We start from the raw sequence: 25,321 nt of genomic DNA, 5'->3' as shown, positions 1-25,321 counted from the left end.
ACACCTCGAGGTCGAACGTCACCGCCATCTGGCTAGGTCAGCCTCAGCCAAATGGATGAGGTCGCACCGTTTCCACCTCCTCCACAGGACGTGCGCTCCTAGGTTCATGCCCGCAGCGTCGCGTCCGTGGCGCTCGTACGGAGGTTTCATGCGCAAGCCCATCGCCGTCCTCGGGGCCGTCCTCGCCCCGGCGGCCCTGGCAACCGCTGTGGTCGCCGCGGCGCCGCAGACCGCGGATGGCGCGATCGCGACCTACAAGCTGACGTACGCGTCGCTGCCGGACGGGTCGAAGCGGGTCGTCCGCTGGAACGGCTGCCAGAAGGCGATCACCTACAAGGTGAACCTGGCGGCAGTGCCGAGCTCGTTGCGCTCCACGGTCCTGGCCGACACCAAGGTGGCGGTGGCGAAGATTGCCGCGAACACCTCCTTCGTCTTCAGCTACAAGGGGACCACGACGGAGGTCCCCCGCGTCGGGTCGATGGCCTCGCAGTCCGCCGAGCTCGTCATCGCCTTCACCACACCGTCCAGGACGAACTACTCGCTCGCCGGCTCCACGCTCGGCCAGGGCGGCCTGTACTACGGCTACGTCTCCCGCACGGTCAGCGGCCGGACCACCTACACGGTGGCGGCGCAGCGCGGGTTCGTCGTCATCGACACCCCCCAGATGCTCCAGCAGACCAAGGGCGGCACCGGCACCGGACTCCGGCGCAGCAACCTGCTCGCCCACGAGCTCGGCCACGCCGTCGGGCTCCAGCACGTCACCGACACCCACCAGCAGATGTACCCCTCGATCCGGACGGGCTCGCCCACGCTCTTCTACGCCGGCGACCGCACTGGCCTCGCCAAGGTGGGCAGGGCCTCGGGCTGCATCAACACGGCATACATGCCGTTGAGGGACCTCAGCTAGCCACGACACCAGCGCGGCACCCACGGTGCCCACCACAGACTGCCCGGCGTCACGACCGCCTGGCACACAGACTGCCCGTTCGCCCACCAGCGAGCGGGCAGTCGTTTGTGTATGCCGCGTGCTTGCCGCGGCGGGGCGCCGGGACGAGCCCTCGTGTGCCCGGGGTTTGTTCGCGCACGCCAACCAAGGCCCTTGCGTGCGTGTTGCGCTTATACACCACGAATGGCAACTACAGAGGGTTCTTTACCAAATGCAGACCCAACCGGGGGATTTCCAGTAGAACCAATGACCCTTTCGGGGGTTCATATTGCTCGATGTCCCGTCATGAGCCTGTTCGACGCGATCGAATCATCCTCACAGGGGCCACGCACCAGGCCGGCCACCGTCCACGAACAGAGGAACCCCGATGCAGTTCAACCGCAAGCGCGCCGCCGCCGTCGCGACGGGCGCCGCCCTCACGTTCATCGTCGGCGGGGTCGCCTTCGCCTACTGGAGCACCAGTGGCGCGGGCACCGGTTCTGCCTCCACCGGCAGCGTGGTCGCCGTCAAGATCAACGCCACCAGCGCAGCCGTGACCGGCCTCTACCCGGGTGGCCCCGCGCACGACGTCTCCGGCGACTTCGACAACACGAACGCCGGCTCCGTCTACATCAACCAGGTCACCGTTGCCGTGGCCCCGGGCTGGTCCAAGCAGGCCAACGCCCTCAAGCCCGCCTGCACCGCGAGTGACTTCACCATCGTGCCGGCGGCCGCGACGGCCCACGAGATCGCATCCGGCTCCGGCGTCGACGCCTGGGGTCCGGCCACCATCGCGATGAACAACCTGTCCACCAACCAGGACAACTGCAAGAACGTCACCGTCGACCTGGTCTTCTCCAGCAACTGATCGTGATGTCGCGCCCCTGAACACCGTCCGGTGGCATCAACCCCCCCGATGCCACCGGGCGGCCGGGCCCCCTCGACTACCAGCAGGACCACCCCGCTCATCACCGCCTCGGGAGAAAACCTCATGACCACCACCCCGCGTCAGCGCCGCATCCTCGCGGTCGCGATCGGCGTGGTGGTGCTCCTCGGCCTCCTCGCCGCCTGCGGGCCCTGGCGCACCAAGGCCGAGCCCGCCCGCCAGCCGGGCGCGCTGCGCGTCGTGGCGAGCAGCGGTGCGGGTCTGGCCCAGAGCCCGCCCGGGCACGCTCCGTTCGCGGCCGTCGGCAACGTCAGCCAGCTGCGCCCCGGCCAGATGCAGACGCTGCAGGTGAAGGTCACCAACCCGGACGCCGTGGACTACAAGGTCCTCGAGCTCACGGCCACGCCCCAGGACGCGAACGGCTCCTGCTCCGGTTCCACCAACCTCGTCGTCAGCAGCTACCAGGCGACCAAGCCCGGCGCGCGCACCTATCTCGTGCCGCGCAAGTCGAGCATCATGATCCCCCTCACGATCATGATGCTCAACACCGCCACGTCGCAGGACGGCTGCAAGAACGTCTCGTTCCCGCTCGCCTTCGGTGGTCTGGCCACCCAGGGTCAGGGCACCGGCAACTCGTGACCACGCACCATCGCTGGCTGCGTCGTCTCGCCGCTGCGTGCAGCGGCACCACGGCCCTCCTCATGGCCGGCGGCATTGCGTATGCCGCGTGGTCGGCTCTCGGGACCGGCACCGCCACCGCTGCGAGCGGCATACCCAAGGCTCTGGGTGTCTCGGCGACGGTAGCCGGCCTGCTGCACCCTGGGGGCGCCGCGGACGTCCTCGTCACCGTCAGCAACCCGAACCCCGCCGCCGTCAGCGTCACCTCCCTCGCGCTCGCCGGGTCGGTCACCGCCAGCGCCGGGTGCACCACGCCGGGCGTCTCGGTCTCGCTGCCCGGCTCCACGTCCCTGGTCGTGCCGGCCGGTGGCACCGCCTCGCTCAGCCTCGCCAACGCCGTGAGCATGACGACCGCGTCGTCGTCGGACTGCCAGGGCGCCACCTTCACCATCCCGATGCAGGCCGACGGACGGCTGCCGTGAACCCGGCCCAGCGACCCACCCGCCGCGTGACCCCTCGTCGCCCGGTGCGCGTGCTGCTCGCCGCCGCCGTCTGCCTCGCCCTCGGCGCCATCCCGGCGTATGCCGTGTGGTCGGTCATCGGCACCGGCAGCACCACCGCGACAGCCGCCTCCCTCGTGACCCCGGCCGCGCCCAGCGTGGGCTCCCCGGCCGCGACCTCCCTCGTGGTCAGCGGCACCCTGCCCAGCGGCCAGCTCCCCTCGACCGCCTATGCGGTGCATCGCGGGGCGGCCACGATCTGTGCCCCGGTCGCCTCTCCCTGGTCGTGCACCGACACCGGTCTGGCTTCGGCCACCACGTACAGCTACTCAGTCGTGGCATCGATCGGCTCGTGGACCGCATCGTCGTCGTCGACGTCCGGCACCACTGGCTGCACGGGCCCCGACACCTACACGGTCTCCGCAGCTGCTGCGACCGCAGGCACCGCCCTCAACGTCACGCTCATTGCGAAGAAGTGCGACGGCACCGTCGACTCCACCTACACGGGGAGCAAGGCACTCACCTGGGCCGCGGTCGCCGCCAGCCCCTCGGGCAAGGCCGCCGTCCTGCCTGCGAGTGCGACCTTCTCCGGCGGCGCCGCCACCGTCTCGGTCACCCTCCAGGCCGCCGGGAGCGCCACCCTGACACCGAGCACGGGCACCGTCACCGGCTCCGCGACCACCACTGTCGTTGCCGGGGTCGCCAAGAACTTCGTCCTCAGCGCCGTGACCAGCAAGCTGATCGCCGTCACCGTCACCTGTCAGGCCCTCAGCGAGCCGCCGGCGGCCCGGACCTGCACCGCGAGCAACCCGGCCGTGAACGGCAAGCGTGACTGGGTGGCCACAGCCAACCTGCTCGACACCTGGGGCAACCCGGCGACCACGCCGACCGCCCTCGTCGTCACCGCCACGAGGTCCGGTGCGACGAGCACGGCCACGATCGCCGCGGGCACCGGCGCGACCGCGACCCAGTTGACCATCTCCATCGCCAACAACGAGGCGCCCGTCAGCATCGCCTTCACGGCCACCGGCATCGCGACCCTGACCGTCACGAACGCCACCTGAGGAGTCCGCCCGGTCAGGGGGCCGGGCGGACTCCTCAGGTGGGCGTGGCGGGGGAGGCGTGGTGTCGGGAGCGGGCGGCATACTGGCGCGGTGCCCACGCCCGACGCGAACGCCCCCGACAGGTCGGTCCAACGGCGCACCATCAGCACCCTGATCGGCACCCAGGTCCTGGTCGGCGTGGGGGTGTCCGCCGGGGCGGGCGTCGGTGCCCTGCTCGCCGAGGACGTCGGCGGATCGGCCGACCTCGCGGGGCTCGGGGGCACGTTCCAGGTCCTGGGTGGCGCGCTCATCGCGATCCCCATGGCCCACGTCATGGCCGCGCGCGGGCGCCGCTCGGGCCTGCTCGTCGGCTACGCCCTCGGCATCATCGGCGCGCTGACGATGATCATGGCGGGCGCGATCCGCAACTTCCCACTGCTCCTGGCCGGGGCCGCCCTGTTCGGCGGGTCCAACGCCGCCAACAGCCAGGCGCGCTATGCCGCGGCAGACCTCGCCGACGAAGCCCACCGCGGGCGCGACCTGTCCACCGTCGTCTGGGCCACGACGATCGGCGCCGTGTTCGGGCCCAACCTGGCCGGCCCGGGCGAGCCGGTCGCGAGGTTCCTCGGGATCCCGGCCCTGACCGGTCCCTATGTCTTCTCCCTCGGTGGCCTGGTGCTCGGCGCCGTCCTGCTGTTCACCCGGCTGCGTCCTGACCCCTTGCTGCTCGCCAGAGAGCGCGCCGCTGCCATCGCCACCGAGCCGCTCGAGCGCCAGCACGGTTCCATCGTCCGCGGTTGGCGCACCCTGCTGGCCCACCCCGGCGCCCTGCTCGGCCTCGTGACCATGGCCCTCGGGCACACCGTCATGGTCAGCGTCATGGTGATGACGCCCCTGCACATGCACCACGGCGGCGCCAGCCTGCGCATCATCGGCCTCGTGATCAGCCTGCACGTGTTGGGCATGTTCGCGTTCTCGCCGCTCACCGGCCTGGCCGTGGACCGGTTCGGTGGCCGGTCGTGTGGTCTCGCGGGTGCTGTCATCCTCGTGGTCGCGGGGCTGCTGTCCGCCCAGGCCCCCACGGGGTGGTCGGCAGGGCTGGCTACCGGGCTGTTCCTGCTGGGCCTCGGCTGGTCGTTCACCCTCGTCGCGGGCTCCACGCTGGTCGTGAAGTCGGTGCCACTCGCCGAGCGCGCCGGAGCCCAAGGCGCAGCCGACCTGGTCATGGGGCTGGCGGCCGGTGGCGGCGGTGCGCTCGCGGGCGTCGTCGTCGGCCACCTCGGGTATGCCGTGCTGGGCGCCTGCGCGGCCGGCCTCGCCGCCGTCGTCGCCCTGGTGTCGCTGCTCATCCGCGTGAACGGCACGGACTCGGGGCACGCCACGTCGATGTCACCTGACCCGGTTCTGCCCGAGACCGTCCTGCCCGAGTGACCCCTGGCTGAGGCGCGGCGTGAGGCTTTCCCGTCCCACCCCGTGTTGCCCGACCGTGGGCACGAGCAGGTTGGTTAGCCTGCTTGGGTGACCCCGCCGACCGACGAGACCCGAGCAGCGCCGCAGCCCAGCGGCGACGAGCTCCCGACCACCCGGCATACCGAGCAGGAGGGTGCACCCACGGTTGACGCCGACCCGCGCGGCACCCGCGTGGCGGAGGCGGTCAAGGTCTGGCAGCGGCACCTCGTCGACCTCGGCGGTCGCAACACGTTGCTGTGGTACCGCGACCTGCCCAGCGGCACCCTCGACCTGACCACCGCGCACCCCGGCGGGCTGGCCATGCTGCTCGCGGGCCGCCCGACCCGGCTCTCCGACCTGGTCCGGGAGGCTGCCGCGCTCGACGAGGCCCGTCGTCGTGCCCGCATCATCCGTGCCAAGACCCTCGAGCTGTCGGAGGAGCGTGGCATCGCGGCCGGGTTCATCGCCATCGGGATGGCGAGCTGGACCGTGCGTGGCGCCTCGCGCGCCCCCGCCGCGCCGGTGCTGCTGCGGTCCTGCGTCCTCAAGCCGACCGGCGCCGCCCGCGAGGACTTCGACCTCGACCTGGGCAACGACGTCGAGTTCAACCCGGTCCTCGAGCACTACCTGCGCTCCGAGCAGGGGCTGGAGCTCGACACCGGAGCCCTCGAGGAGATGGCCAACGCGAGTGGCGCCTTCGACCCCCACCCCGTCTATGCCGCGTTGACGGAGCTGTGCGCCTCGGTGCCGGACTTCTCCGTCTCGCCGCGCCTCGTGGTCGGGACGTTCTCCTACGCCAAGCTCCCGATGGTGGCTGACCTTGCGGCACAAGGAGATTCGCTGGCCGACCACGACGTCGTGGCGGCACTGGCGGGCGATCCAGGAGCGCTTCGCGCGGTCAGGACGTCGGTGCCGGACTCGCCTGCGGACTCGGACCCGTCCCACGAGCTGCTCATCCTCGACGCCGACTCCACCCAGCAGGCAGCGATCGACGCGGTCCGCTCCGGAGCCCACCTCGTCATCAAGGGCCCGCCCGGCACCGGCAAGTCGCAGACCATAGCCAACCTCATCGCCAGCCTCGCCGGCGAGGGCAAGCGGGTGCTGTTCGTCGCCGAGAAGCGCGCGGCGATCGACGCGGTGCTCTCGCGCCTCGACGGGGTGGGCCTGGGTGACCTCGTCCTCGACGCCTACGACGGCGCGAGCAACAAGCGGCGCCTGGCCCAGGAGTTCGGGGCCGCCCTCGACCGCGGCACCCAGGTGCAGGACCCCGACACGAGCGAGATCGAGCACGCCCTCGTCGACCGGCGAGCGACCCTCGTCGCGCACGCTGCCGCCCTGCACGAGGTGCGTCAGCCGTGGGGGGTCTCGGCCCACCAGGCGCAGGAGGCCATCTCGAGGCTGGGCAGCCTCGCCCACCCGCCCACCTCACGCGTGCGGGTCAGAGGCGAACAGCTCGCCGGCCTCGACCGACAGAGGGTGCAGGAGCTCGGCCGCCAGCTGACCGAGGCTGCCTCGCTGGGTGCCTGGTCCACGCAGGAGGGGGCCGACCCTTGGTTCGGGGCGCGGATCGCGACGTCGGAGGAGGCGGTGCGCGCCCGCGACATCACCAGCAGGCTCAGTCAGGGCGGTCTGCAGGACCTCGAGCAGACGATGCACGACGTCTTCTCGGAGGTCAGCCTGCCGCAGGCCGACCGCGTGGGCGACTGGGGTCATGTGCTCGACTCGGTGGGGCGGGTGCGCGACACCCTCGAGGTGTTCCGGCCCGAGATCTTCGACATCCCTCTCGGCGACCTCGTTGCGGCCACCGGTGGCAAGGCCTACCGCGACACGAATGGCGTTGCCCTGGGCTGGTACTCGCGGTGGCGGCTGCGCCGTCAGGCTCGCTCGCTGCTGCGCCCCGGCCCGCCCCCGGCCGACCTGCACGCTGCCCTGCTCGACGCCCAGGTCCAGCGAAACGCCTGGGCGCAGATGGCCGGAGCCGGCGGCCGGCCCGAGATCCCGGTCGACCTCGACCGGGCGCGCACGGCATACGCATCGGTCGCCTCGGACCTCACCTGGTTGGAGGGCAGGCTCACGGCGACCCACCGGGGTGGTGACCTCTTCGGCGCGCCGCTGGTCGAGCTGCGGGAGCGGCTGGCTGAGCTCGACAGCCGCCCCGACCGCCTGACGGTCGTGCCCCAGGTGCTCGGCACACTCGACGCCCTGCGCGAAGCGGGCATGGGAGCCTTTCTCGACGACGTGGCCCGCCGCGGTGTGGAGCCCGACGACGTCGCTGCCGAGCTCGAGTTCGTCTGGTGGACCTCCCTGTCCGAGGACCTCATCGTGCGCGACCCCAGCTACGGCGCGCACGACGGAGCCCAGCTGCAGCGGGTCGCTCGCGAGTACGTCGCCGCCGACCACGCCCACCTGCGCGCCAGCGCCGACCGGGTGCGCGCCGGGGCCGGGCGGCGGCTCCGCGAGGTGCTGGCCGACCACCCCGACCAGGAGGCGCTGGTGCGCGCAGAGGCGGGCAAGTCCCGCCGGCACCGCCCGTTGCGCGACCTGCTGCCGAAGGCCGCCGAGACGCTGACGGCCGCCAAGCCCGCGTGGGCGATGTCGCCGCTCGTGGTCGCGTCGGTGCTGCCACCCGGGCGCTGGTTCGATGTCGTGATCTTCGACGAGGCCTCGCAGATCCCGCCTGCCCAGGCGGTCTCGGCGATCTCGCGGGCGCACCAGGTGGTGGTGGCCGGCGACGAACGCCAGCTGCCGCCGACCAGCTTCTTCACCGCCGCCGTCGACGAGGAGGGAGCGCCGGAGACGGACGCGCTGACCGAGGGTTTCGAGTCCGTCCTCGACGTGCTGACCGCTGCACTGCCGACCCGCCGGCTCTCGTGGCACTACCGCTCGCTCGACGAACGCCTGGTCGCGTTCGCCAACCGCGAGATGTACGACGGGTCGCTGGTGACCTTCCCGGGCACCGGCACCGACGCCGTGGTGACCCTCGAGTCGGTCGAGGGGTCGGGCATCGTCCAGGCCGGTGAGGAGGCCATCGAGTCGACCGAGGCGGAAGTCGCACGGGTCGTCGAGCTCGTGCTCGAGCACGCCCGAACCCGCCCCCACGAGTCGCTAGGCGTGATCGCGCTCGGCATCCGGCACGCCACCCGGCTCGACGACGCCCTCCGACGCGCCCTGGCCTCCGACGCGGCCGACGGCGTCGGCGACTTCTTCGACGAGGACCGGCCCGAGCGGTTCTTCGTCAAGAACCTCGAACGCGTCCAGGGCGACGAGCGCGACGCCATCATCCTGTCCGTCGGCTACGGCAAGACCCCCCACGGGCGAGTGCTGCACCGCTTCGGTCCGCTCAACCTCGAGGGCGGCGAACGACGCCTCAACGTCGCCATCACCCGCTCCCGCCGTCGGATGACCGTGGTCTCGTCGCTGCTCGCCAGTGACCTCGACCCCGCGCGGCTCAAGTCCCGCGGTTCGGTCATGCTCCGTGACTTCCTCGCGTATGCCGCGGACGGCACCTTCCCCGCGCCCGTCACCGACGATGGGGTCGCCCGAGAGGGTGGCACATCGACCACTCCCGCGGCTGAAGGGTCGATTTCCCGCCCCGTCGACGCCGGGGTCGACCCGCTGCGGGCCGAGTTCGCCCGCCGACTGCGTGACTCCGGACTGGTGGTGCACGAGGCCTACGGTTCGGCAGGCCAGCGCATCGACCTCGCGGTCGAGGACCCGGACCACCGCGGCCACGTGCTCGTCGCCGTCGAGACGGACGGGCCCGCGTATGCCGCGATGCGCAGCAGTCGCGACCGTGACCGGCTGCGCGGCGAACAGCTCGGCAGGCTCGGGTGGATGCACGTCCGGGTCTGGACGACCGACCTGTTCCGCGATCCCGCCCGCGACGTCGCCCGGGTGAACGCTGCCGTCCAGCAAGCCGTCGCGAACCGCCCGACACAGGAGCCGATCGTGGCGTCGACTGTGAGGCCCGCGGCCCCATCGGCCGCAGCGGACAGCGCGGCTCCCGTGCCTCCAGCGGCCCCGGCTCGCGGCCACAGTGGGCAGCAGATGCTGCCCATGGGGGACGACGACTTGGCCCCGTCGGACGCCGGCACGACCCAGGACGAGTTCAGCCCGACCACCGACGAGGGTGCCCGTCAGCGCCGCGCCCGTGGCCGCAGGGCCAAGCGCGGCGCAGGGCCGACGAGCGGCCAGCTGACCGAGCCTGAGCCGGCCGAGCCCGAGCCGACCGAGCCCGAGCCGACCGAGCCTGAACCGACCGAGTCCGAGCCCGCCGAGCCCGAGCCGACCGAGCCCGAACCCGAGAAGGTCAGGCCCCAGAAGGCCGAACGCCCGAAGCCCGAGCAGACCAAGGACGACACCGATGTCGGCTGGGGCGAGCAGCACGAGGAGCTGGCCTACGACCGCTGGTTGCGCGAACAACGCCCACCCCACTGGGGTTCCGACTGACCCGCCTTCCCGATGGACGGTGGTGTCACACGACGAAGGCGCCGGTCCCCTCAGGGCCGGCGCCTTCGCGCTGTGTCAACGGGTGAAGCTCAGGGTCAACGGGTGAAGCTCAGGCGCGGCCCTTGAGGGCGTCGCGGATCTCACGCAGCAGGATGATGCTCTCGTCCGGAGCAGCGTCCTCCTCGACCCGGGCATACCGGGCCTTGGCCATCTCGTACGGCTTGACGACGAAGAAGTAGACGACGAAGGCCATGATCAGGAACGCCACCAGGGCGGTGAGGAAGGGCCCCACGGAGACCAGGTCGCCCGGGTGCCACTTGTCGAAGTTCGGTGCGCCGCCGGCTTTGGCGAGCAGCTCGATGATGACCTTGGTGAAGGCGGTGATGACGGCTGCGAAGGCCGCGCCGATGATGAAGGCGACGGCAAGCTCCACGAGGTTGCCCCGCATGACGAAGTCCTTGAAACCCTTCATGGGTGTCGCGACCTTTCCCTAGAAGTTGGTCCTACGGCCGACACGCTAGCGACCTCCGCAGTCGCTGTGCGGGGGCCAGAACGCGGATTCAGCCGGTTTCGGGCCAGTCATGGGTGAGCACGAGCTCGAGCTGGGGTCGGCCGAGGGCGTCCTCCGGAACGGCGAGGATGCGTCGCGCCTCTTCCTGACCTGCGGAAACGACCACGCCACCCCCATCGAGCGCGTAGCCGCTGGACGACCCCTGACCCTGGATCACCGACCCGAAGTCGGTGGTCACGGATTGGTCCACACTGAGCACGACGACCGCGCGCGCCACCGGCCCGTCGGAGCTCCACAGGTCGATCCTGTCGCCTGCCGAAACCATCGACACGGCACCGTGATCGGGCACCGTGACATGCACTGCGACCCTGTCGACCGGCTGGCCGGCGAGCAGGGAGCTGCGGTTGACGCGAGCCCTGGTCACCGGTTCGCCAGGAGAGAGGGGCGCCGTCATCGGTCGCCCCACCACCTCGGCAAGCGTGTGGATGCTCGTCTGCGGAGCCAGCTCGGCGGGCCACCAGACCTCGCGCAGCGAACCGGGGGAGGCCACCTCGCCGACAGCCATGGGCCGGGCTGCCACCACGATGCGCACCAACGGACGAGAGTCGGCGGAACGGGCCACCGCGAGCACGCCGAGGGCGGCCCCCATCGCGCACAGGATGGCGAGCAGACGCCGGACCACGCGACGCCGCCACTGCCGTCGCCGGCCCGGACCGTACAGCCACCCCACCGCGCCAGCCACCCGCCCTGCGCCTGCCATCTCGCGGCCTAGCCCGGTAGCGCAATGGGCAGGGTGATCCCGTCGAGCGCGCGCCGGCACCCACAGGTCGCGTCGGCATCGGACTCCTCGGCGGGCATGGCGGCCAGAGCCGAACGCAGCACCTGCTTGAGCCCGTCGACGTTCTGGGCGAAGACTGCCAGGACCTCCTCGTGCGTGACTGCCTCTCCACCGTCGACCCCGGCGTCGTGGTCGGTCACCAGGGCGATGGTCGTGAAGCACATCGCGAGCTCGCGGGCGATGGACGCCTCCGGCATGCCCGTCATCCCGACCACGGTCCAGCCAGCCTGCTGATGCCAGGTCGACTCGGCCTTGGACGAGAAGCGCGGCCCGTTGATGACCACCAAGGTCCCGGAGTCGGCCACGGACTTGCCTGCGGCAGTGGCGGACTCGACGGCGACGGCCCGCCCACGTGGGCAGTAGGGATCGGCGAAGCCCACGTGCACGACTGGCCCCTCCGCGGCATACACGGTGTGCTCGCGGCCCCAGGTGCGGTCGACCACCTGGTCGGGTACGACGATCGTGCCCGGTCCCAGCTCGGGGCGCAGCGAACCCACCGCGCACGGCGCGAGCACCTGGCGCACCCCGACCGAGCGCAGCGCCCACAGGTTGGCGCGGTAGTTCACCCGGTGCGGGGGGAACCGGTGTCCCTGGCCGTGCCGGGCGATGAACGCGACGCGCCGCCCGTCGACCTCCCCCATCACGAGATCGTCGCTCGGCTCGCCGAACGGCGTGCTCACGCTCACCCGCTCCGCGGCGTCGAAGAACTCGTAGAAGCCGGAGCCTCCGATCAGTCCGAGGTCGGCGCGGGGAGTCGTCGAAGTCATGTCAGCAGACTACGCAGCGCCGGGCCGCCCGCGCCCGTGCGTCACCGGCGGCTGTGGACGGCGACGCAACGACGCCCGCCCCTGTGGACAGGGACGGGCGATGTCGGCGTATGCCGCGTGGTCGCCGCGGCACCAAGGGTTGGGTCAGGCGGCCGAACCGTCAGCGGACTTCGACGCGGACGCGGCGGACGACGTGCTCTTCGACCCGGACCCGCTCGAGGTGCTCTTCGACTCGCTGGAGGAACTGCTCGACGACTCGCTGGAGGAGCTGCTCGACGAAGCCGACGCACCCGACGGGGCCGGGACCGAGGCGGACGAGCTGCTGCGGGAGTCGGTGCGGTAGAAGCCGCCACCCTTGAAGACGACGCCGACGGCGTTGAAGACCTTGCGGAGCCGGCCGTCGCACTCGGGGCAGACGGTCAGGGAGTCGTCGGTGAACGACTGCACCGCGTCGAAGCGGTGGTCGCACTCGGTGCAGGCGTAGGAGTACGTCGGCACGGGTTCCTCCAAAGGGGCGTTCTGGCTGGCGGTCGCGGGCCGCGACGCTGGCACTGTCATGGCTTGACTGCCAACTATAAGGCCGCGCGAGGCCTGCTTCTTCCCGCTGAACCCGTGAGGAGCCCCCGCCACGGGCCGGCCGGGGCGGCTACTTCTTCCCGCCGCCGTCCTTCCACCCGGCCAGCCGGCCGTGCTGGCTGACCGAGCGGACCCGCTTCTCGGCCCGGCTCCTGGCCTCGGCGGTCGAGACGATCAGCAGCTGGTCGCCGCGGCGGATCACCGTGTTGTTCTCCGGCACGAAGCCCTTGCCCGCGCGCACCACGAGCGTCACGTTGGCGCCTTCGGGCAGCCGCAGCTCGAACACCTCGACCCCGTGCAGCCGGGACGCCGGTCCCACGGTCACCTGCATGAGCTCGGCCTGGAGCTCCTCGAGGGGTGTGGCCTCGACGGCGAGGTCGAGGGTGGCGTAGTCCTCGACGATGCCCAGCCTCTGGGCGACCCACGGCAGCGTTGGCGCCTGGACGAGGGTGAAGATGACCACGAGCACGAAGACGAGCTCGTAGATCCAGGGGACGTTCTTCGCGCCCACGGTGAGCGGCACGGTCGCGAGGACGACGGGAACGGCACCGCGCAGGCCGGCCCACGACAGGAAGACCTGGTCGGGCCACCGGAGCCGAAAGGGCGAGACCGACACCAGCACGGACAGCGGTCGCGCGACGAGCAGCAGCACGAGGCCGATGACGATGGCCGGGACGATCTGGTCACCCATCTCGCCCGGCGACGCCAGCAGTCCGAGCAGCACGAACAGCCCGATCTGGGCGAGCCAGCCCAGGGCGGTCGAGAGCCCGAGGACCGCCGGCCCGTGGGGGAGCCGCAGGTTGCCCAGCACCAGGGCCGCGAGGTAGCAGGCGATGAAGCCGCTGGCGTGCACACTCGCCGCCGCGGCATACGCAAGAACGGTGAGGGCGACCACGCCGATGCTGAACAGGCCCGAGGAACCAGAGGCGGCTCGCCGCATGAACTGGCCGCCCGCCCACCCCACGGCGAGGCCGATCGCGGCACCGGCGCCGAGCTCGGCGACCGCCTTGAGCGCCAGGGTGACCCAGCTCTCGGCGTCCGCGGGGTCGGCCGACCGGGCGGCGAGGGCGGTCACGAGGATGACCACCGGGGCGTCGTTGAAGCCGGACTCGGCCTCGAGCATCCCGGTGATCCGCCGGGGGAGTGGCACGCGGCGCAACACCGAGAACACCGCCGCGGCGTCGGTCGAGGACAGGATGGCGCCGATGAGCAGGGCGGTGTTCCAGTCGAGGTGCAGGACGAACCGCGCAGCCAGCGCGACCACGCCCACCGACACGATGACCCCGACGGTCGACAGCACGGCCGCAGGCCCGATCGAGCGGCGGATGCCCTCCCACCTGGTGCTCAGGCCGCCCTCGCTCAGGATGAGGATGAGGGCGGCGTAGCCCAGCACCTGGGTGAGCTCGTTGGAGTCGAACCGGATCTGGATGAATGGCCCGGCCTCACCGATGGCCAGGCCGATGCCGAGGTAGATCAGCAGGGAGGGCAGTCCGGACTTGAGGGAGAGCCGCACCGCGGCCACCGAGACGAGCAGGACGACCGAGCCGATGAGCAGCGCCGGGGTGAGGTCGTGCAGCGTGAACGAGCCCGACGCGTCGGACGCGATGGACCACGGCAGCCCACTCGGGGGGATCGCAGCGCGCACGGCCCGTCACGTCCTTTCCCTCGGTGTGGTGCGGATAGTCTCGCAGGGTGTCTCGCGCCCTTCTTGCCCGCCGCATTGCCGTGGCTGTGGCAGCCCTGCTCGTCGTCGTCATCGGAATTGTCGCGGTACTCGCGGTCACCTGGGTGCGTCGTCCGTTCCCCACGACCGAGGGGGAGATCAAGGTCCCTGGGCTGACCGGCAAGGTGAGCGTCCTGCGGGACGACCGCGGCATCCCGCAGATCTACGCCGACAGCGCCGATGACCTGTTCAAGGCACAGGGATTCGTCCACGCGCAGGACCGGTTCTTCGAGATGGACCTGCGCCGCCACATCACCGCCGGACGGCTCTCCGAGCTCGTCGGCCAGGCCGGTCTCAAGACCGACCTCGTGATCCGCACCCTCGGCTGGCGGCGGGTCGCCGAGGCCGAGCTGCCGACCCTCAAGCCCGAGACGCGCCGCTACCTGCAGGCCTACGCCGACGGGGTGAACGCCTACATCCACCGGCAGGGCAGCCCGTCGAACATGTCGCTCGAGTACGTCGTCCTCGGCCAGAAGGTCAACGACTACCGGGTCGAGGACTGGACACCGGCCGACTCCCTCGCGTGGCTCAAGGCGATGGCCTGGGACCTGCGCGGTGACTACAACGCGGAGCTGATGCGGGCGCGCCTCGCGGGCTCGATGTCCACGGCCCAGATCAACGAGCTGTTCCCGCCCTATCCCTACGACACCAACAAGCCGATCCTCTCCCCCCAGGACTGGTCACCCAGCAGCACCTCCACGTCGGCGAGCTCGGCCGTCCCGGGCGGCGACCTCGCCAAGGAGACCGGCAAGGACGCACAGCGCGCGTATGCCGTGGTGCAGCGTGCGCTCGCGGCGGTCCCGGAGACCATGGGTCGCGGTGACGGGATCGGGTCCAACTCGTGGGTCGTCGGCGGGAGTCGCACGAGCACGGGGAAACCGTTGCTGGCCAACGATCCCCACCTCGGCGTCTCGATCCCCGGCATCTGGTACCAGGTCGGTCTGCACTGCCGGTCGGTCAGCAGCAGCTGTCCCTTCGACGTGGCCGGCTACTCGTTCTCCGGTCTGCCCGGTGTGGTCATCGGCCACAACCAGTCGATCGCGTGGGGCTTCACCAACCTCGGACCCGACGTCAGCGACTTCTTCCTCGAGCAGGTGCGGGGCAACACCTACCTGCGCGACGGCAAGCAGGTCCCGCTCACCATGCGCACCGAGACGATCAAGATCGGTGGCGGCGGTGAGCAGACCATCACGGTCCGCAGCACCGTCCACGGCCCGATCCTCTCCGACGCCCTCGAGAGCGTCGCGAGCGCCGGTGAGAGTCCACCCGTCAACGGGCGCCCGAGCCCGGGGTCCTACGAGGTCGCGCTGCAGTGGACCGGCATCGAGGTGAGCCAGACCGCCGATGCGATCTTCGGGCTCAACACCGCCCAGAACTTCGACCAGTTCCGCACTGCCGCAGAGCAGTTCGCCGTTCCCGCGCAGAACCTCCTCTACGCCGACACCGCCGGCAACATCGGCTACCAGGCGCCGGGGCGAATCCCGATCCGCAGCCGCTACATGGAGGCCGCCCCGGGTTACTGGATCAGGCCGGGCTGGGTGTCGTCGTGGGACTGGCAGGGCTACGTGCCATTCGACGCGATGCCCCACACCTACAACCCGTCCGAGGGTTTCATCGTCGCGGCCAACCAGGCCGTGACCGAGAGCGGAAACCCCTTCCTCACGACCGAGTGGGACTACGGCTTCCGGAGCCAGCGCATCCGCTCACTCCTGGAGAAGAACACCAAGGTCACCCCCGCCACCATGTCGTCGATCCAGGGCGACACCCGGAGCCAGTTCGCACCCACCCTGGTCAAGGCGCTGCTCAAGGTCGACCTGGGGCGCGACGACTTCACCAAGCAGGCACAGGAGCTGCTTCGTGGCTGGGACTACACGAACCCGGTGGGCAAGAGCGAGTCCGGCGCGGCTGCGGCCTACTACAACGCGGTCTGGTCGAGCCTGCTGGACCTGACGTTCGACGACGAGCTCCCGAAGGACCTGCGCGCCGATGGTGGCGACCAGTGGATGCAGGCGGTCTCGGTGCTGCTGAGCAAGCCGCGCTCCGCCTGGTGGGACGACAAGCGCACCCCCGGGGTCGCCGAGGGCCAGTCGGAGATCCTGCGCAAGGCGATGGTCAAGGCACGGCTCGACCTGACGATGGAGCTGGGCAAGGAGCCCGGGGAGTGGCAGTGGGGCCAGCTGCACCAGCTCACCCTGACGCACCAGGTGCTCGGCGGCGAGGACGTGCCCGGCATCGTGGCCAAGCTCTTCAACCGTGGACCCATGAACATGCCGGGGGGTTCGGCCATCGTGGACGCCAACGGCTGGAACGCCGCCTGCACCACGACCGAGCCACCCGAGGACTGCACGAAGGGCCAGGGCTACGGCGTCGACTGGGCGCCGTCGATGCGGATGGTGGTGGACCTGTCGAACCTGGACAAGTCGCGCTGGGTCAACCAGACCGGCAACAGCGGTCACGCCTTCGCCGACCACTACAACGACCAGACCGACGCCTGGGCCAAGAACGAGCTCTTCGACTGGCCGTTCAGCGAGAAGGCCGTCCGGGACGCCGGTGGCGACGAGCTGAGCCTGGTCCCCAGCGGCTCGTCGAGCTGAGCTCAGTCGCCCGACTGAGCCGGCAGCGTGGGCAGGGCGCTCGAGGTCCCCGGCCCGACTTCGACGACCCCCGTCTCGGCCGTCATGACCGCGTGCACGCGGCGGTCGTGCGGCTCGCTCGGCAGGTCTTCGTCCAGCAGCTCCCACGGGTGGACCACGGCCACCAGGTGCGCGCTGGTCCGGGGAATCACCCGGTCGTAGCATCCCTTGCCCCGCCCGATCCGGGTCCCGAACCGGTCAACACCCTGGGCCGGCAGGAACACCACGGCGGCCCGGCCGATGGCCTCCTTGCCGAGCGGCTGCTCCGCGCCCCGAGCTTCCTCCGCGCCCCCTGCCTCCTCGTTGCCCACCTGGCGCCAGTCCAGGTCCCAGTCCTCGAGGGTCACGGGCACCATCACCCGTATGCCGCGCGCGGACAGCGCCTCGATCATCGCCTCCGTGGGCGGCTCCAGCGGGGTGGCCTCGTAGGCGGCGACCCAGTCGCCGCGAACCAGCCCACCGGCATACACGAGCTCGAGGGCGGACAGGGCAAGCTCCTCCGCGTCGCGGGCGCGGTCGCGCCCGGGCACGCGTTCGCGGCGCAAGGCGCTCAGGCGCTGTCGCACGGCGGTCTTGGTGGACAGGGGCACCTCCAGATCGTCCCACTAGGCTGCCCGTCATGAGCAAGGAAGGGTTGGCGCAGGCGGTCGCACGCATGACCGAGCGGGGGGTCGACCCGATGGCGATCCACGTGTTCGAGGAGGCCTACGCCCAGCTCGAGGCGGGCCGGACCGGCCTGATCGCCGAGGACGACATCGAGCCCCTGCGCGACGTGACGACGCTCGAGAGCATCACCGTCGACGACGCCGACCCCGCCGACCCTGCCAACGGCGACGAGGTGGCCGAGGCGCTGTCCCGCACGGCCGTCATCAAGCTCAACGGTGGCCTGGGCACCAGCATGGGGCTGTCGGGTCCGAAGTCGGTGCTCGAGGTCCGCGATGGGCTGACCTTCCTCGACGTCGTGGCCCGGCAGGTGCTGGCTCTGCGCGAGCGGCACGGGGTCAAGGTCCCGCTGGTGCTGATGAACTCCTTCCGCACCCGGGACGAGTCCCTCGCGGCCCTGGCGGGCTACCCCGACCTCGCCATCGACGGGCTGCCGCTCGACTTCCTGCAGAATGCCGAGCCCAAGCTGCGGGTCGACGACCTCGCGCCGGTGTCGTGGCCCGACGACCCGGACCTCGAGTGGTGCCCTCCGGGGCACGGAGACGTCTATGTGGCCCTGGTGGCGAGCGGTGTGCTCGCAGCGTTGCGGGACAAGGGATTTCGCTACGCGTTCCTGTCCAACTCCGACAACCTCGGGGCCACGTGTGACCCCGCGATCCCGGCCTGGATGGCACGGGAGTCCATCCCCTACGTGTCCGAGGTGTGCGAGCGCACTGCCAACGACCGCAAGGGTGGCCACCTGGCCCTGCGTCGCAGCGACGGCAGGGTGGTGCTGCGCGAGAGCGCCATGGTGGCACCGGAGGACCAGGAGCACTTCCAGGACACCCAGAGGCACTCGCTCTTCCACGCCAACAACCTGTGGGTGGACCTCGACGCCCTCGACGCCCAGATGTCGGCCAGGGACGGCGTCCTCGGCCTGCCCACCATCGTCAACCGCAAGACTGTCGACCCGGGTCGCAAGGACTCGACCCCGGTGATCCAGGTCGAGTCGGCCATGGGGACCGCGATCGAGGTGTTCGAGGGGTCGCGCGCCCTGCACGTGCCCAGGCGCCGGTTCCGACCGGTGAAGACGACCAACGAGCTGCTCATGCTGCGCTCGGACCTCTACGGCTTCGGTGACGGGTTCGACGTGGTGGCCCAGTCGCCGCGACCCGACCCGCGGGTCGACCTCGACGACCACTACACGCTGATCCACGAGTTCGACTCCCGCTTCCCCGGCGGCGCCCCCTCCCTGATCGAGTGCACGTCCCTCACGGTGCGCGGTGACGTGACCTTCGGCGCGAAGATCCGGTGCGTGGGCGACGTGGTGGTCGAGGCGGACGAGCCGCGCACCATTCCCGACGGCAGCACCCTCCCTCAGGCAGAAGGAGCGACCACCCCGTGATCAGCGTCGAAGAGCACTTGGACCGAATCCTGAGCACCGTCAAGGTGATCCGGCCGTTCGACCTCGGGGTTCTGGACGCCCAGGGCTGCATCCTCGCGGCCGACGTCGAGGCCCGTGGGTCGCTGCCGGGCTTCACCAACTCCGCGATGGACGGGTATGCCGTGCACGCCGCGGACATCGCGACCGCCAGTGCCGAGTCCCCGGTGGTCCTGCCTGTCGTCAACGACATCGCGGCGGGCAACACCAAGGCGTGGTCGCTGGCCACCGGCCAGACCATGCGGATCATGACCGGCGCTCCGATGCCCCACGGCGCAGACGCCGTGGTGCCGGTCGAGGCGACCGACGGTGGGGTGGTGCGGGTGGAGATCCGGGAGCGCCGCGCCGTGGGTTCGCACGTGCGCGAGGTCGGTGAGGACGTCGAGGCCGGCAACGTCGTTCTGCGCCGTGGCACCCTGCTCGGTCCCGGACAGATCGCCCTGCTGGCGGCGGCCGGGACGGCGCGCGTGCGGGTCGTCCCGCGGCCGAGGGTCGTCGTCATCTCGACCGGTGACGAGCTCGTCGAGGTGGGTCGGACTCCGGGTTTCGGCCAGATCGTCGACTCCAACTCGGTCATGCTGACCGCCGCCGTGACCGCTGTGGGCGCCACTCCGTTCCGGGTCGGTGGGGTCCCGGACGACGCCCGCACACTGATGGAGACTCTCGAGGGCCAGCTCGTCCGCGCCGACGTCATCATCACAACCGGCGGCGTCTCGATGGGAGCCTTCGACACCGTCAAGGAGGTCCTGTCGCGCGTCGGCACGATGCAGTTCGACAAGGTGGCGATGCGCCCCGGCATGCCCCAGGGCTTCGGGGTGCTCGGCGAGGAACAGGTCCCCGTCTTCACCCTGCCCGGCAACCCCGTGAGCGCACTGGTGTCCTTCCACGTGTTCGTCGCACCGGCGCTCCGGGCCATGGCCGGCCGCCCCGAACCGTCCTACCCGCCGGGCTACGTCCCCGCCGTGGCCGCCGAGCCGTTCGGCTCGGTCAAGGGCAAGATGGAGTTCGTGCGGGTGATCCTCGACGACGACCGGGCCCGACTCGCCGGTGGCCAGGGTTCGCACATGCTCGGTGCGCTCGCAGCGGCCGACGCGCTGGCCGTCATCCCCGAAGACGTCGTGGACGTCGCAGCGGGCGACGAGCTGATGTGCCTGCCACTGCTGGGCCGGGAGGGGATGTGAGCCTCGACCCCGCTGAGCGTCCGCAGCCTCCGGGGCTGACGCACGTGCGACCGGACGGGTCGGCGCACATGGTCGACGTCTCCGCCAAGGACGTGACTGCCCGACAGGCCTCGGCAGCGGGTCGGGTCCTGCTGTCGCCCGAGGCGGTCGCAGCGCTCCGCGGCGGGAACGTGCCCAAGGGTGACGCGCTCGCGGTCGCGCGGATCGCCGGCATCCAGGCCGTCAAGCGCACCCCTGAGCTGATCCCGCTCGCCCACCCGATCGCCGTCCACGCGGTCGAGGTCGACCTGGCGGTGGCCGACGACGGCGTCGACATCGGCGCCACCGTCCGCACCGCCGACCGGACGGGCATCGAGATGGAGGCCCTGACCGCCGTCGCGGTCGCGGCCCTCGCCCTCGTCGACATGGTCAAGGCGGTCGACAAGCACGCCCGGATCACCGACATCCGTGTCACCGCCAAGTCCGGCGGCCGTTCCGGTGACTGGGTGGAACAGCCGTGAACACGGCGGTCGTCATCACGTGCTCGACCCGCGCCGCTGGTGGCGTCTATCCCGACCGCGGCGGCCCCCTCATCGTCGAGGCGTTGCGGCAGTGGGGATTCGAGGTGGGCGACGCCGTGGTCGTGCCTGACGGCCCAGCGGTCGGTGAGGCGCTCGCGGAGGCCCTGGCCGGCATACCTGGGGTGATCGTCACCACGGGTGGCACGGGGCTGTCGCCCACGGACCGCACCCCCGAAGCGACGCGGGCCGTGCTCGACCGCGAGGTGCCCGGGTTGGCCGAAGCCATCCGCGGCGCCGGGCTCGCGGGCGGCGTGCCGACGGCGGCCCTGTCGCGCGGCCTGGCGGGAGTCGCGGGCAGCACCCTGGTGGTCAACCTGCCCGGGTCGACCGGAGGGGTCCGCGACGGGCTGGGGGTGCTCGAAGCCGTGCTGCCGCACGCACTCTCGCAGATTCGCGGCGGCGACCACTGATGGCCGTCTGGCCCGTCGAGCTCCGGGGAAGGACCCCGGGCGGGGAGCAGCTGCTGCTCGACCCGCTGCGTCGTCGGGACCGGGCCGAGTGGACTGAGGTGCGCAGCCGGAACCGCGAGTGGTTGGGGCCCTGGGATGCGACCTCGCCCAGCCAGGAAGCGCACTACGTCTCGTTCGCCGGGCTGGTGCGGCACTACCGCACGGAGGCGCGGGCCGGGCGGATGCTGCCGCTCACGATCCGGCTCGAGGGTCGCATCGTGGGTCAGATGGTGTTGTTCGGCATCTCCTACGGGTCACTGCTGTCGCTCTCGGCGGGGTACTGGGTGGACGAGTCGGTTGCCGGCCGCGGCGTCGCCCCGGTGGCCCTGGCCTTGGCCGGCGACCACGCGCTGGGCGCCATGAAGCTGCACCGAATCGAGGTCAACATCCGCCCCGAGAACGCCAACAGCTTGGCCGTCGTGCGCAAGCTGGGCTTTCGCGACGAGGGCGTGCGGGCGGCATACCTGCACATCGACGGGGCGTGGCGCGACCACCGCACTTTCGCCCTGACGACCGAGGACCTGGGCGGACAATCCCTGCTCGAGCGATTGCACACCAACCACACCAGTCACATTGGCGACACACCGCCCCACGTCCCCGGTGCGCCCGCGCAAGAGACCTAGCCTCGTATCCGTGCAGCCCAGCAGTCTTGTCTTCCTCGTCATCATCGCGGTTTGGGCTGCCTATTTCGTGCAGTACTGGGTCCGTCGTCGCGAGCACCTCGCCACCGCGCGCTCGGTCGACCAGTTCTCCGAGTCGATGCGCGTCCTCGAGCGCCGCAGCCCGCTGCCCGCGACCAACCTCTCGACGCCGCAACCGCGTTCGTATGCCGTGACTCCCGCGCGCGCCGCGCGTCCCCAGGTGCTCGTGAAGCGTGCCGAGACCGCCCACGTCGAGGTGCCGACGCCACCGCAGGCCGAGCGGCCGGCTCCCAGGACCAGCCCCGCAGTGGCCCGGCGCAACCGGGCCCTGATCATGCTGGGCGCCCTGTCGACGGTCGTCGTGGCCGTGCCGCTCGTGGCGCTATCGCTGCTCCCGCTGCTCACCCTGCTGGTGCCGCTGGTCTCCGTCGGCGGCGCCGTGGCCTGGGCCCGCTCCGCGGCGCAGGCCGAACGTCGCTCCCGTGTCGCGTCCCGCCCCGCCCGTTCGGAGCGCTCTGAGCAGGTGCAGCGTCCGGTCCAGTCGCGACCGATGGCTTCCCACGCGGTCGACGCCGTCGAGGTCGACGTTGCCGACCGCGTCGAGGTCGAGGCGGTCGTCGACGCCGAGCCCGTCGCCGCGCAGCCGGCCAAGCCGGAGCTGTTCGACTTCCAGGCAGGCACTGTGGAGGTGGCCGCGCCCGCCGCGGTCACGCCCGAAGCCGGGCGCGTCCCGGCCCGCATGCTCGTGGACGAGGACGACATCCCGCTGACCTGGGATCCCGTGCCCGTGCCGCGTCCGACCTACACGATGAAGTCCCGCGTGACCCGTCCCGCCCCCACGTCCGCGGACCTGGTCGGCGACGCGGACACCGAGTACGCGGCATACGAGGACCTCCCCGAGCGCCGGGTCGCCGGCGCCTGACCCGCGCGCCGCCAGACCCTCGCGTTGGTCGACCCTCGCGTCGCCAGCGGCGGCGCGGTGGGGGACGGGTGGACTACCTGTTGCCCCACACCGCCTGCGCGCCCGAGTCACCGGTGAGGACCACCATCGTCCCGGTGCCCACGGCGCTGGCGACCACGAGGATCCCCAGCAGGGCGCGCGGCACCGTGGCCGTGCCACGACGCAGGTAGAGCCACTGGGCGAGCGTCGTCACCGCGAGGGCCGCGGCCCAGGGGAGCACCTTGTCGCCGTAGTTCTCGTGCTCCTTGAGGAAGGGCGGGTTGCCGAGCTTGGCGGCGAGGTCGTTGCCGGCCCGGGTCGTGACGGGCACGGCGAGCGCGCCGATGACGGCGCCGAGTGGGACCAGGAAGGTCAGCTTGCGCTGGGCGGCAGGCCAGGCGCTCACGAGCACCGCGGCGGCGGAGGTCAGCGGCAGGAGCACGACGACGAGGTGCACGAGCAGGACGTGGGCCGGAAGTCCGTTGATCTCCATGACCGAGGAACGTAGCCGAGCCCCCGGGGGTTCACGCGCTGAACCACGCGCCTCGCTGTCTCGTCCTTTACGGCGAGTCCCCGGTGCGGGGAGGATCGGTGGTGTCGACTGGGCGGGAGGAATGCCGGACGTGGCGACGAGTCAGCGGGAAGTGGCTCTGCAGGGCCTGCACGATCGCCATGCGTCGGAGCTCTGGCGTTTCGCGCTGCGGCTGACCCGGGACCCACAGGTCGCCGAGGACGTCGTGCAGGAGTCGTTGCTGCGTGCCTGGCGCGACCCCGGGCTCGGCACCCGCTCGGAACAACAGGCGCGAGCCTGGCTGTTCACGGTGGTCCGCAACCTGGTGGTGGACCGCTGGCGCAGTGCCGCGTCACGGCACGAGGTCGCGGGAATCGACTTCGTCGAGCCGGGCGTCGGCGACCGGTCCGGTGAGGTCCTGGACCGCTGGCTGCTGACCGATGCGCTCTCCTCCGTCTCGCGCGAGCACCGGCAGGTCATCGCTGCCGCCTACTACGAAGGGAGAACCGTGGCCGAGATCGCGGCCGAGCTGAAGGTGCCGGAGGGGACCGTGAAGTCGCGGCTCCACTACGGGTTGCGCAGCCTGCGACTGGTCCTGCAGGAGAAAGGGGTGACCGGACGATGAGCGCCCCCGACGAGTACACCGACTGGGATGCCGCCTACGTGCTGGGCGCCCTGGCCGTGGCGGAGCGCCGCGAGTACGAAGAGCACCTCGCGGGGTGTCCCGCCTGCCGCGCCGCGGTGGCCGAGCTGGCCGGGCTGCCGGGCCTGCTCGCTCAGCTGCCACCCGGCGAGGTCCTCGCCATCGACCTTGGCGGCACGGGCGGTTCGGGAGGTGCCGCCGGCGTGGATGCCGATCGCGACGTCCTCAACCTCGAGCCCCCGGCCTCGTTGATGCCCGCCCTCCCGACCCGTCCCACCGGACTCGGTCGCAGCACCTGGTTGGCTCCCGTGGCCGCCGCAGCGGCCGCCCTCCTCATCGGAGGCGTCGGCGGGTATGCCGCCTCGAACGCCTGGCGGGACGGCCCACCTTCCGGCGGCACCGGCTCGACGACCGGGCCGACCCTGCCCGGAGGCGTGGTGGCGGGGCGGTTGGCGTTCACCGCGGTAGAACCGTCCCTGATGACGGCCGTCGTCGACGTCGTGCCCATCGCGAATGGCACCGAGCTGCGTGTCGAGTGCCAGTACGCCCGCCAGACGGGCAGTGCAGGGAGCACGACCGGAACCGGCAGCCCGAGCGGCACCCGGACCTCCAGCAGCTCCGGTGGTTCAGGAGGCGCTGCTGGTTCCGGTGGTGACTACCGGATCAACTACGCGATCTGGGTCGTGGACCGGGCCGGGCGAGCCACCGAGCTGCGGGACTGGACCGCACGGCCTGACCGCATCATGCACCCGGTCGGGGTGTCCACCCTTCCGGTGGCGCAGATCGCGGCCGTGGAGATCCGCCAGGTCGACACCGGTCACACGGTGATGCGAGCGAGCCTGACCTGACCTGCGGCACGACTGTTTTCCGTCGCGCGCCGTGCGGGTGTTATTGTTTCGTCCGCATCAGGGGCTGTGGCGCAGTTGGTAGCGCGTCTCGTTCGCAATGAGAAGGCCAGGGGTTCGAATCCCCTCAGCTCCACCAAGAGGTGACGACACAAGGTGTCGTTTTCACCGACAGAAGGCCCGGCCCGGTTCACCCCGGCTGGGTCTTCTGCGTTCCCCCGGCGGCAACGCGGGCTCGGGCTCAACGCCGTCTACACGGACAGGGCGACGGTGATGTACACGGCGAGCAGCGCCACGCCGACGCCGACGGTCATCGGCACCGACATCCGCTGGTTGTCCTCCCGGGCCGAGGCTGCCCTGCCGATGGCGAGCGTTCCGAGAGCTGCCGCGACGGCCAGAACCAGACGGACTGCCGTGCTCATGCTTGCTCAGCCCTTCGCCTCATGCCGCGAACGTAGCAGCGCTGCCGTGGCGCAGTGCGGGCACCGTGGCGGGCGGCACTGGCCACAGCCCCGTCGCCCGTAAGGTGGCCCCGCCCCACCTTCACAGC

General features: G+C 71.3%; 24 protein-coding genes, 1 tRNA gene and 1 pseudogene. 18 read left to right on the top strand and 8 right to left on the bottom strand.

The genetic code is table 11. The features are described from left to right. The first annotated feature begins 148 nt into the window (after positions 1–148). The 7 genes from AC1DWP_RS18960 (at position 149) to AC1DWP_RS18930 (ending at position 9,870) form a co-directional block, all read left to right on the top strand. Positions 149–907 carry a matrixin family metalloprotease gene (locus AC1DWP_RS18960; RefSeq protein ID WP_477616048.1) on the top strand — a complete coding sequence of 253 codons (759 nt, stop codon included), beginning with the start codon at positions 149–151 and terminating at the stop codon, positions 905–907. 406 nt (positions 908–1,313) lie between these two features. Continuing rightward, a complete protein-coding gene (locus tag AC1DWP_RS18955; protein ID WP_477616047.1) occupies positions 1,314–1,793 on the top strand; it encodes a hypothetical protein in 480 nt (159 codons plus the stop codon). A 123-nt stretch (positions 1,794–1,916) separates the two neighbouring features. Beyond that, positions 1,917–2,450 (top strand): hypothetical protein, encoded by a 534-nt coding sequence (locus AC1DWP_RS18950; protein WP_477616046.1) that lies wholly within the window; start codon positions 1,917–1,919, stop codon positions 2,448–2,450. Further along, positions 2,447–2,911 carry a hypothetical protein gene (locus AC1DWP_RS18945; protein WP_477616045.1) on the top strand — a complete coding sequence of 155 codons (465 nt, stop codon included), beginning with the start codon at positions 2,447–2,449 and terminating at the stop codon, positions 2,909–2,911. The genes AC1DWP_RS18950 and AC1DWP_RS18945 overlap by 4 nt, the downstream gene beginning before the upstream one ends. Positions 2,912–2,937: 26 nt before the next feature. Next, entirely contained in the window at positions 2,938–3,993 is a 1,056-nt protein-coding gene (locus AC1DWP_RS18940) for a hypothetical protein (RefSeq protein WP_477616044.1), read from the top strand. A gap of 90 nt (positions 3,994–4,083) precedes the next feature. Further along, positions 4,084–5,403 carry an MFS transporter gene (locus AC1DWP_RS18935; RefSeq protein WP_477616043.1) on the top strand — a complete coding sequence of 440 codons (1,320 nt, stop codon included), beginning with the start codon at positions 4,084–4,086 and terminating at the stop codon, positions 5,401–5,403. A gap of 87 nt (positions 5,404–5,490) precedes the next feature. Beyond that, complete coding sequence (locus AC1DWP_RS18930) at positions 5,491–9,870, top strand: AAA domain-containing protein (protein ID WP_477616042.1); 4,380 nt, start codon at positions 5,491–5,493, stop codon at positions 9,868–9,870. 109 nt (positions 9,871–9,979) lie between these two features. Here the strand turns inward: AC1DWP_RS18930 and mscL are convergent, their stop codons facing one another. From mscL to AC1DWP_RS18915, 3 genes are all read right to left on the bottom strand, one after another. Next, positions 9,980–10,342: a large conductance mechanosensitive channel protein MscL gene (gene mscL / locus AC1DWP_RS18925; RefSeq protein WP_477616041.1), complete on the bottom strand. Its 363-nt coding sequence runs from the start codon at positions 10,340–10,342 to the stop codon at positions 9,980–9,982. Positions 10,343–10,430: 88 nt separating this feature from the next. Continuing rightward, positions 10,431–11,063, bottom strand: a complete 633-nt coding sequence (locus tag AC1DWP_RS18920) for an SAF domain-containing protein (RefSeq protein ID WP_477616040.1) — start codon at positions 11,061–11,063, stop codon at positions 10,431–10,433. 86 nt (positions 11,064–11,149) lie between these two features. Beyond that, complete coding sequence (locus AC1DWP_RS18915) at positions 11,150–11,986, bottom strand: S-methyl-5'-thioadenosine phosphorylase (protein WP_477616039.1); 837 nt, start codon at positions 11,984–11,986, stop codon at positions 11,150–11,152. On the opposite strand from AC1DWP_RS18915, the gene AC1DWP_RS18910 reads away from it, so the two are divergent. Further along, entirely contained in the window at positions 11,985–12,329 is a 345-nt protein-coding gene (locus AC1DWP_RS18910; RefSeq protein WP_477616057.1) for a hypothetical protein, read from the top strand. The genes AC1DWP_RS18915 and AC1DWP_RS18910 overlap by 2 nt on opposite strands. A gap of 14 nt (positions 12,330–12,343) precedes the next feature. Here AC1DWP_RS18910 and AC1DWP_RS18905 read toward each other — a convergent pair. Further along, a pseudogene (locus AC1DWP_RS18905) lies at positions 12,344–12,544 on the bottom strand (FmdB family zinc ribbon protein); the annotation flags it as partial. Positions 12,545–12,632: 88 nt separating this feature from the next. Continuing rightward, positions 12,633–14,207, bottom strand: a complete 1,575-nt coding sequence (locus AC1DWP_RS18900; RefSeq protein WP_477616038.1) for a potassium/proton antiporter — start codon at positions 14,205–14,207, stop codon at positions 12,633–12,635. A gap of 47 nt (positions 14,208–14,254) precedes the next feature. Here AC1DWP_RS18900 and AC1DWP_RS18895 point away from each other — a divergent pair, with 47 nt between their 5' ends. Next, on the top strand, positions 14,255–16,879 hold the full coding sequence (locus AC1DWP_RS18895) for a penicillin acylase family protein (protein WP_477616037.1): 2,625 nt from the start codon (positions 14,255–14,257) through the stop codon (positions 16,877–16,879). Positions 16,880–16,881: 2 nt separating this feature from the next. On the opposite strand, the gene AC1DWP_RS18890 is transcribed toward AC1DWP_RS18895, so the two are convergent. Next, positions 16,882–17,508 (bottom strand): 5-formyltetrahydrofolate cyclo-ligase, encoded by a 627-nt coding sequence (locus AC1DWP_RS18890; RefSeq protein ID WP_477616036.1) that lies wholly within the window; start codon positions 17,506–17,508, stop codon positions 16,882–16,884. A gap of 29 nt (positions 17,509–17,537) precedes the next feature. Here AC1DWP_RS18890 and AC1DWP_RS18885 point away from each other — a divergent pair, with 29 nt between their 5' ends. From AC1DWP_RS18885 to AC1DWP_RS18860, 6 genes are read left to right on the top strand one after another with little or no spacing between them, the layout of a single operon-like run. Beyond that, positions 17,538–18,965: a UTP--glucose-1-phosphate uridylyltransferase gene (locus AC1DWP_RS18885; protein ID WP_477616035.1), complete on the top strand. Its 1,428-nt coding sequence runs from the start codon at positions 17,538–17,540 to the stop codon at positions 18,963–18,965. Then, a complete protein-coding gene (glp, locus tag AC1DWP_RS18880) occupies positions 18,962–20,182 on the top strand; it encodes a molybdotransferase-like divisome protein Glp (RefSeq protein WP_477616034.1) in 1,221 nt (406 codons plus the stop codon). The genes AC1DWP_RS18885 and glp overlap by 4 nt, the downstream gene beginning before the upstream one ends. After that, a complete protein-coding gene (gene moaC / locus AC1DWP_RS18875; protein WP_477616033.1) occupies positions 20,179–20,682 on the top strand; it encodes a cyclic pyranopterin monophosphate synthase MoaC in 504 nt (167 codons plus the stop codon). Before glp ends, moaC begins: the two co-directional genes overlap by 4 nt. After that, a complete protein-coding gene (locus AC1DWP_RS18870) occupies positions 20,679–21,152 on the top strand; it encodes a MogA/MoaB family molybdenum cofactor biosynthesis protein (RefSeq protein ID WP_477616032.1) in 474 nt (157 codons plus the stop codon). Before moaC ends, AC1DWP_RS18870 begins: the two co-directional genes overlap by 4 nt. Then, positions 21,152–21,814, top strand: coding sequence for a GNAT family N-acetyltransferase (locus tag AC1DWP_RS18865; protein ID WP_477616031.1), 663 nt, complete (start codon positions 21,152–21,154; stop codon positions 21,812–21,814). The genes AC1DWP_RS18870 and AC1DWP_RS18865 overlap by 1 nt, the downstream gene beginning before the upstream one ends. A 10-nt stretch (positions 21,815–21,824) precedes the next feature. Then, a complete protein-coding gene (locus AC1DWP_RS18860; protein WP_477616030.1) occupies positions 21,825–22,754 on the top strand; it encodes a hypothetical protein in 930 nt (309 codons plus the stop codon). A 73-nt stretch (positions 22,755–22,827) separates the two neighbouring features. Here AC1DWP_RS18860 and AC1DWP_RS18855 read toward each other — a convergent pair whose 3' ends face one another. After that, the gene (locus AC1DWP_RS18855; RefSeq protein ID WP_477616029.1) at positions 22,828–23,265 is read right to left on the bottom strand and encodes a DUF2231 domain-containing protein; all 438 of its coding nucleotides are present in this window, start codon (positions 23,263–23,265) and stop codon (positions 22,828–22,830) included. Between the two features lie 130 nt (positions 23,266–23,395). Between AC1DWP_RS18855 and AC1DWP_RS18850 the strand changes: the two genes are divergently transcribed. The 3 genes from AC1DWP_RS18850 to AC1DWP_RS18840 all read left to right on the top strand — a co-directional run bounded on the left by AC1DWP_RS18850 (position 23,396) and on the right by AC1DWP_RS18840 (position 24,910). After that, positions 23,396–23,908: a sigma-70 family RNA polymerase sigma factor gene (locus AC1DWP_RS18850; protein ID WP_477616028.1), complete on the top strand. Its 513-nt coding sequence runs from the start codon at positions 23,396–23,398 to the stop codon at positions 23,906–23,908. Next, complete coding sequence (locus AC1DWP_RS18845) at positions 23,905–24,774, top strand: anti-sigma factor family protein (protein WP_477616027.1); 870 nt, start codon at positions 23,905–23,907, stop codon at positions 24,772–24,774. Before AC1DWP_RS18850 ends, AC1DWP_RS18845 begins: the two co-directional genes overlap by 4 nt. Positions 24,775–24,834: 60 nt before the next feature. Then, a tRNA-Ala gene (locus AC1DWP_RS18840) sits at positions 24,835–24,910 on the top strand. Positions 24,911–25,022: 112 nt separating this feature from the next. Here the strand turns inward: AC1DWP_RS18840 and AC1DWP_RS18835 are convergent. Beyond that, positions 25,023–25,193, bottom strand: a complete 171-nt coding sequence (locus AC1DWP_RS18835) for a hypothetical protein (RefSeq protein WP_477616026.1) — start codon at positions 25,191–25,193, stop codon at positions 25,023–25,025. Positions 25,194–25,321 lie beyond the last annotated feature (128 nt).

The organism is Pedococcus sp. P2_F6, from assembly GCF_056403675.1.
Note: the sequence above shows the minus strand (reverse complement) of the source record. Positions and strands in the feature narration are given on the sequence as shown.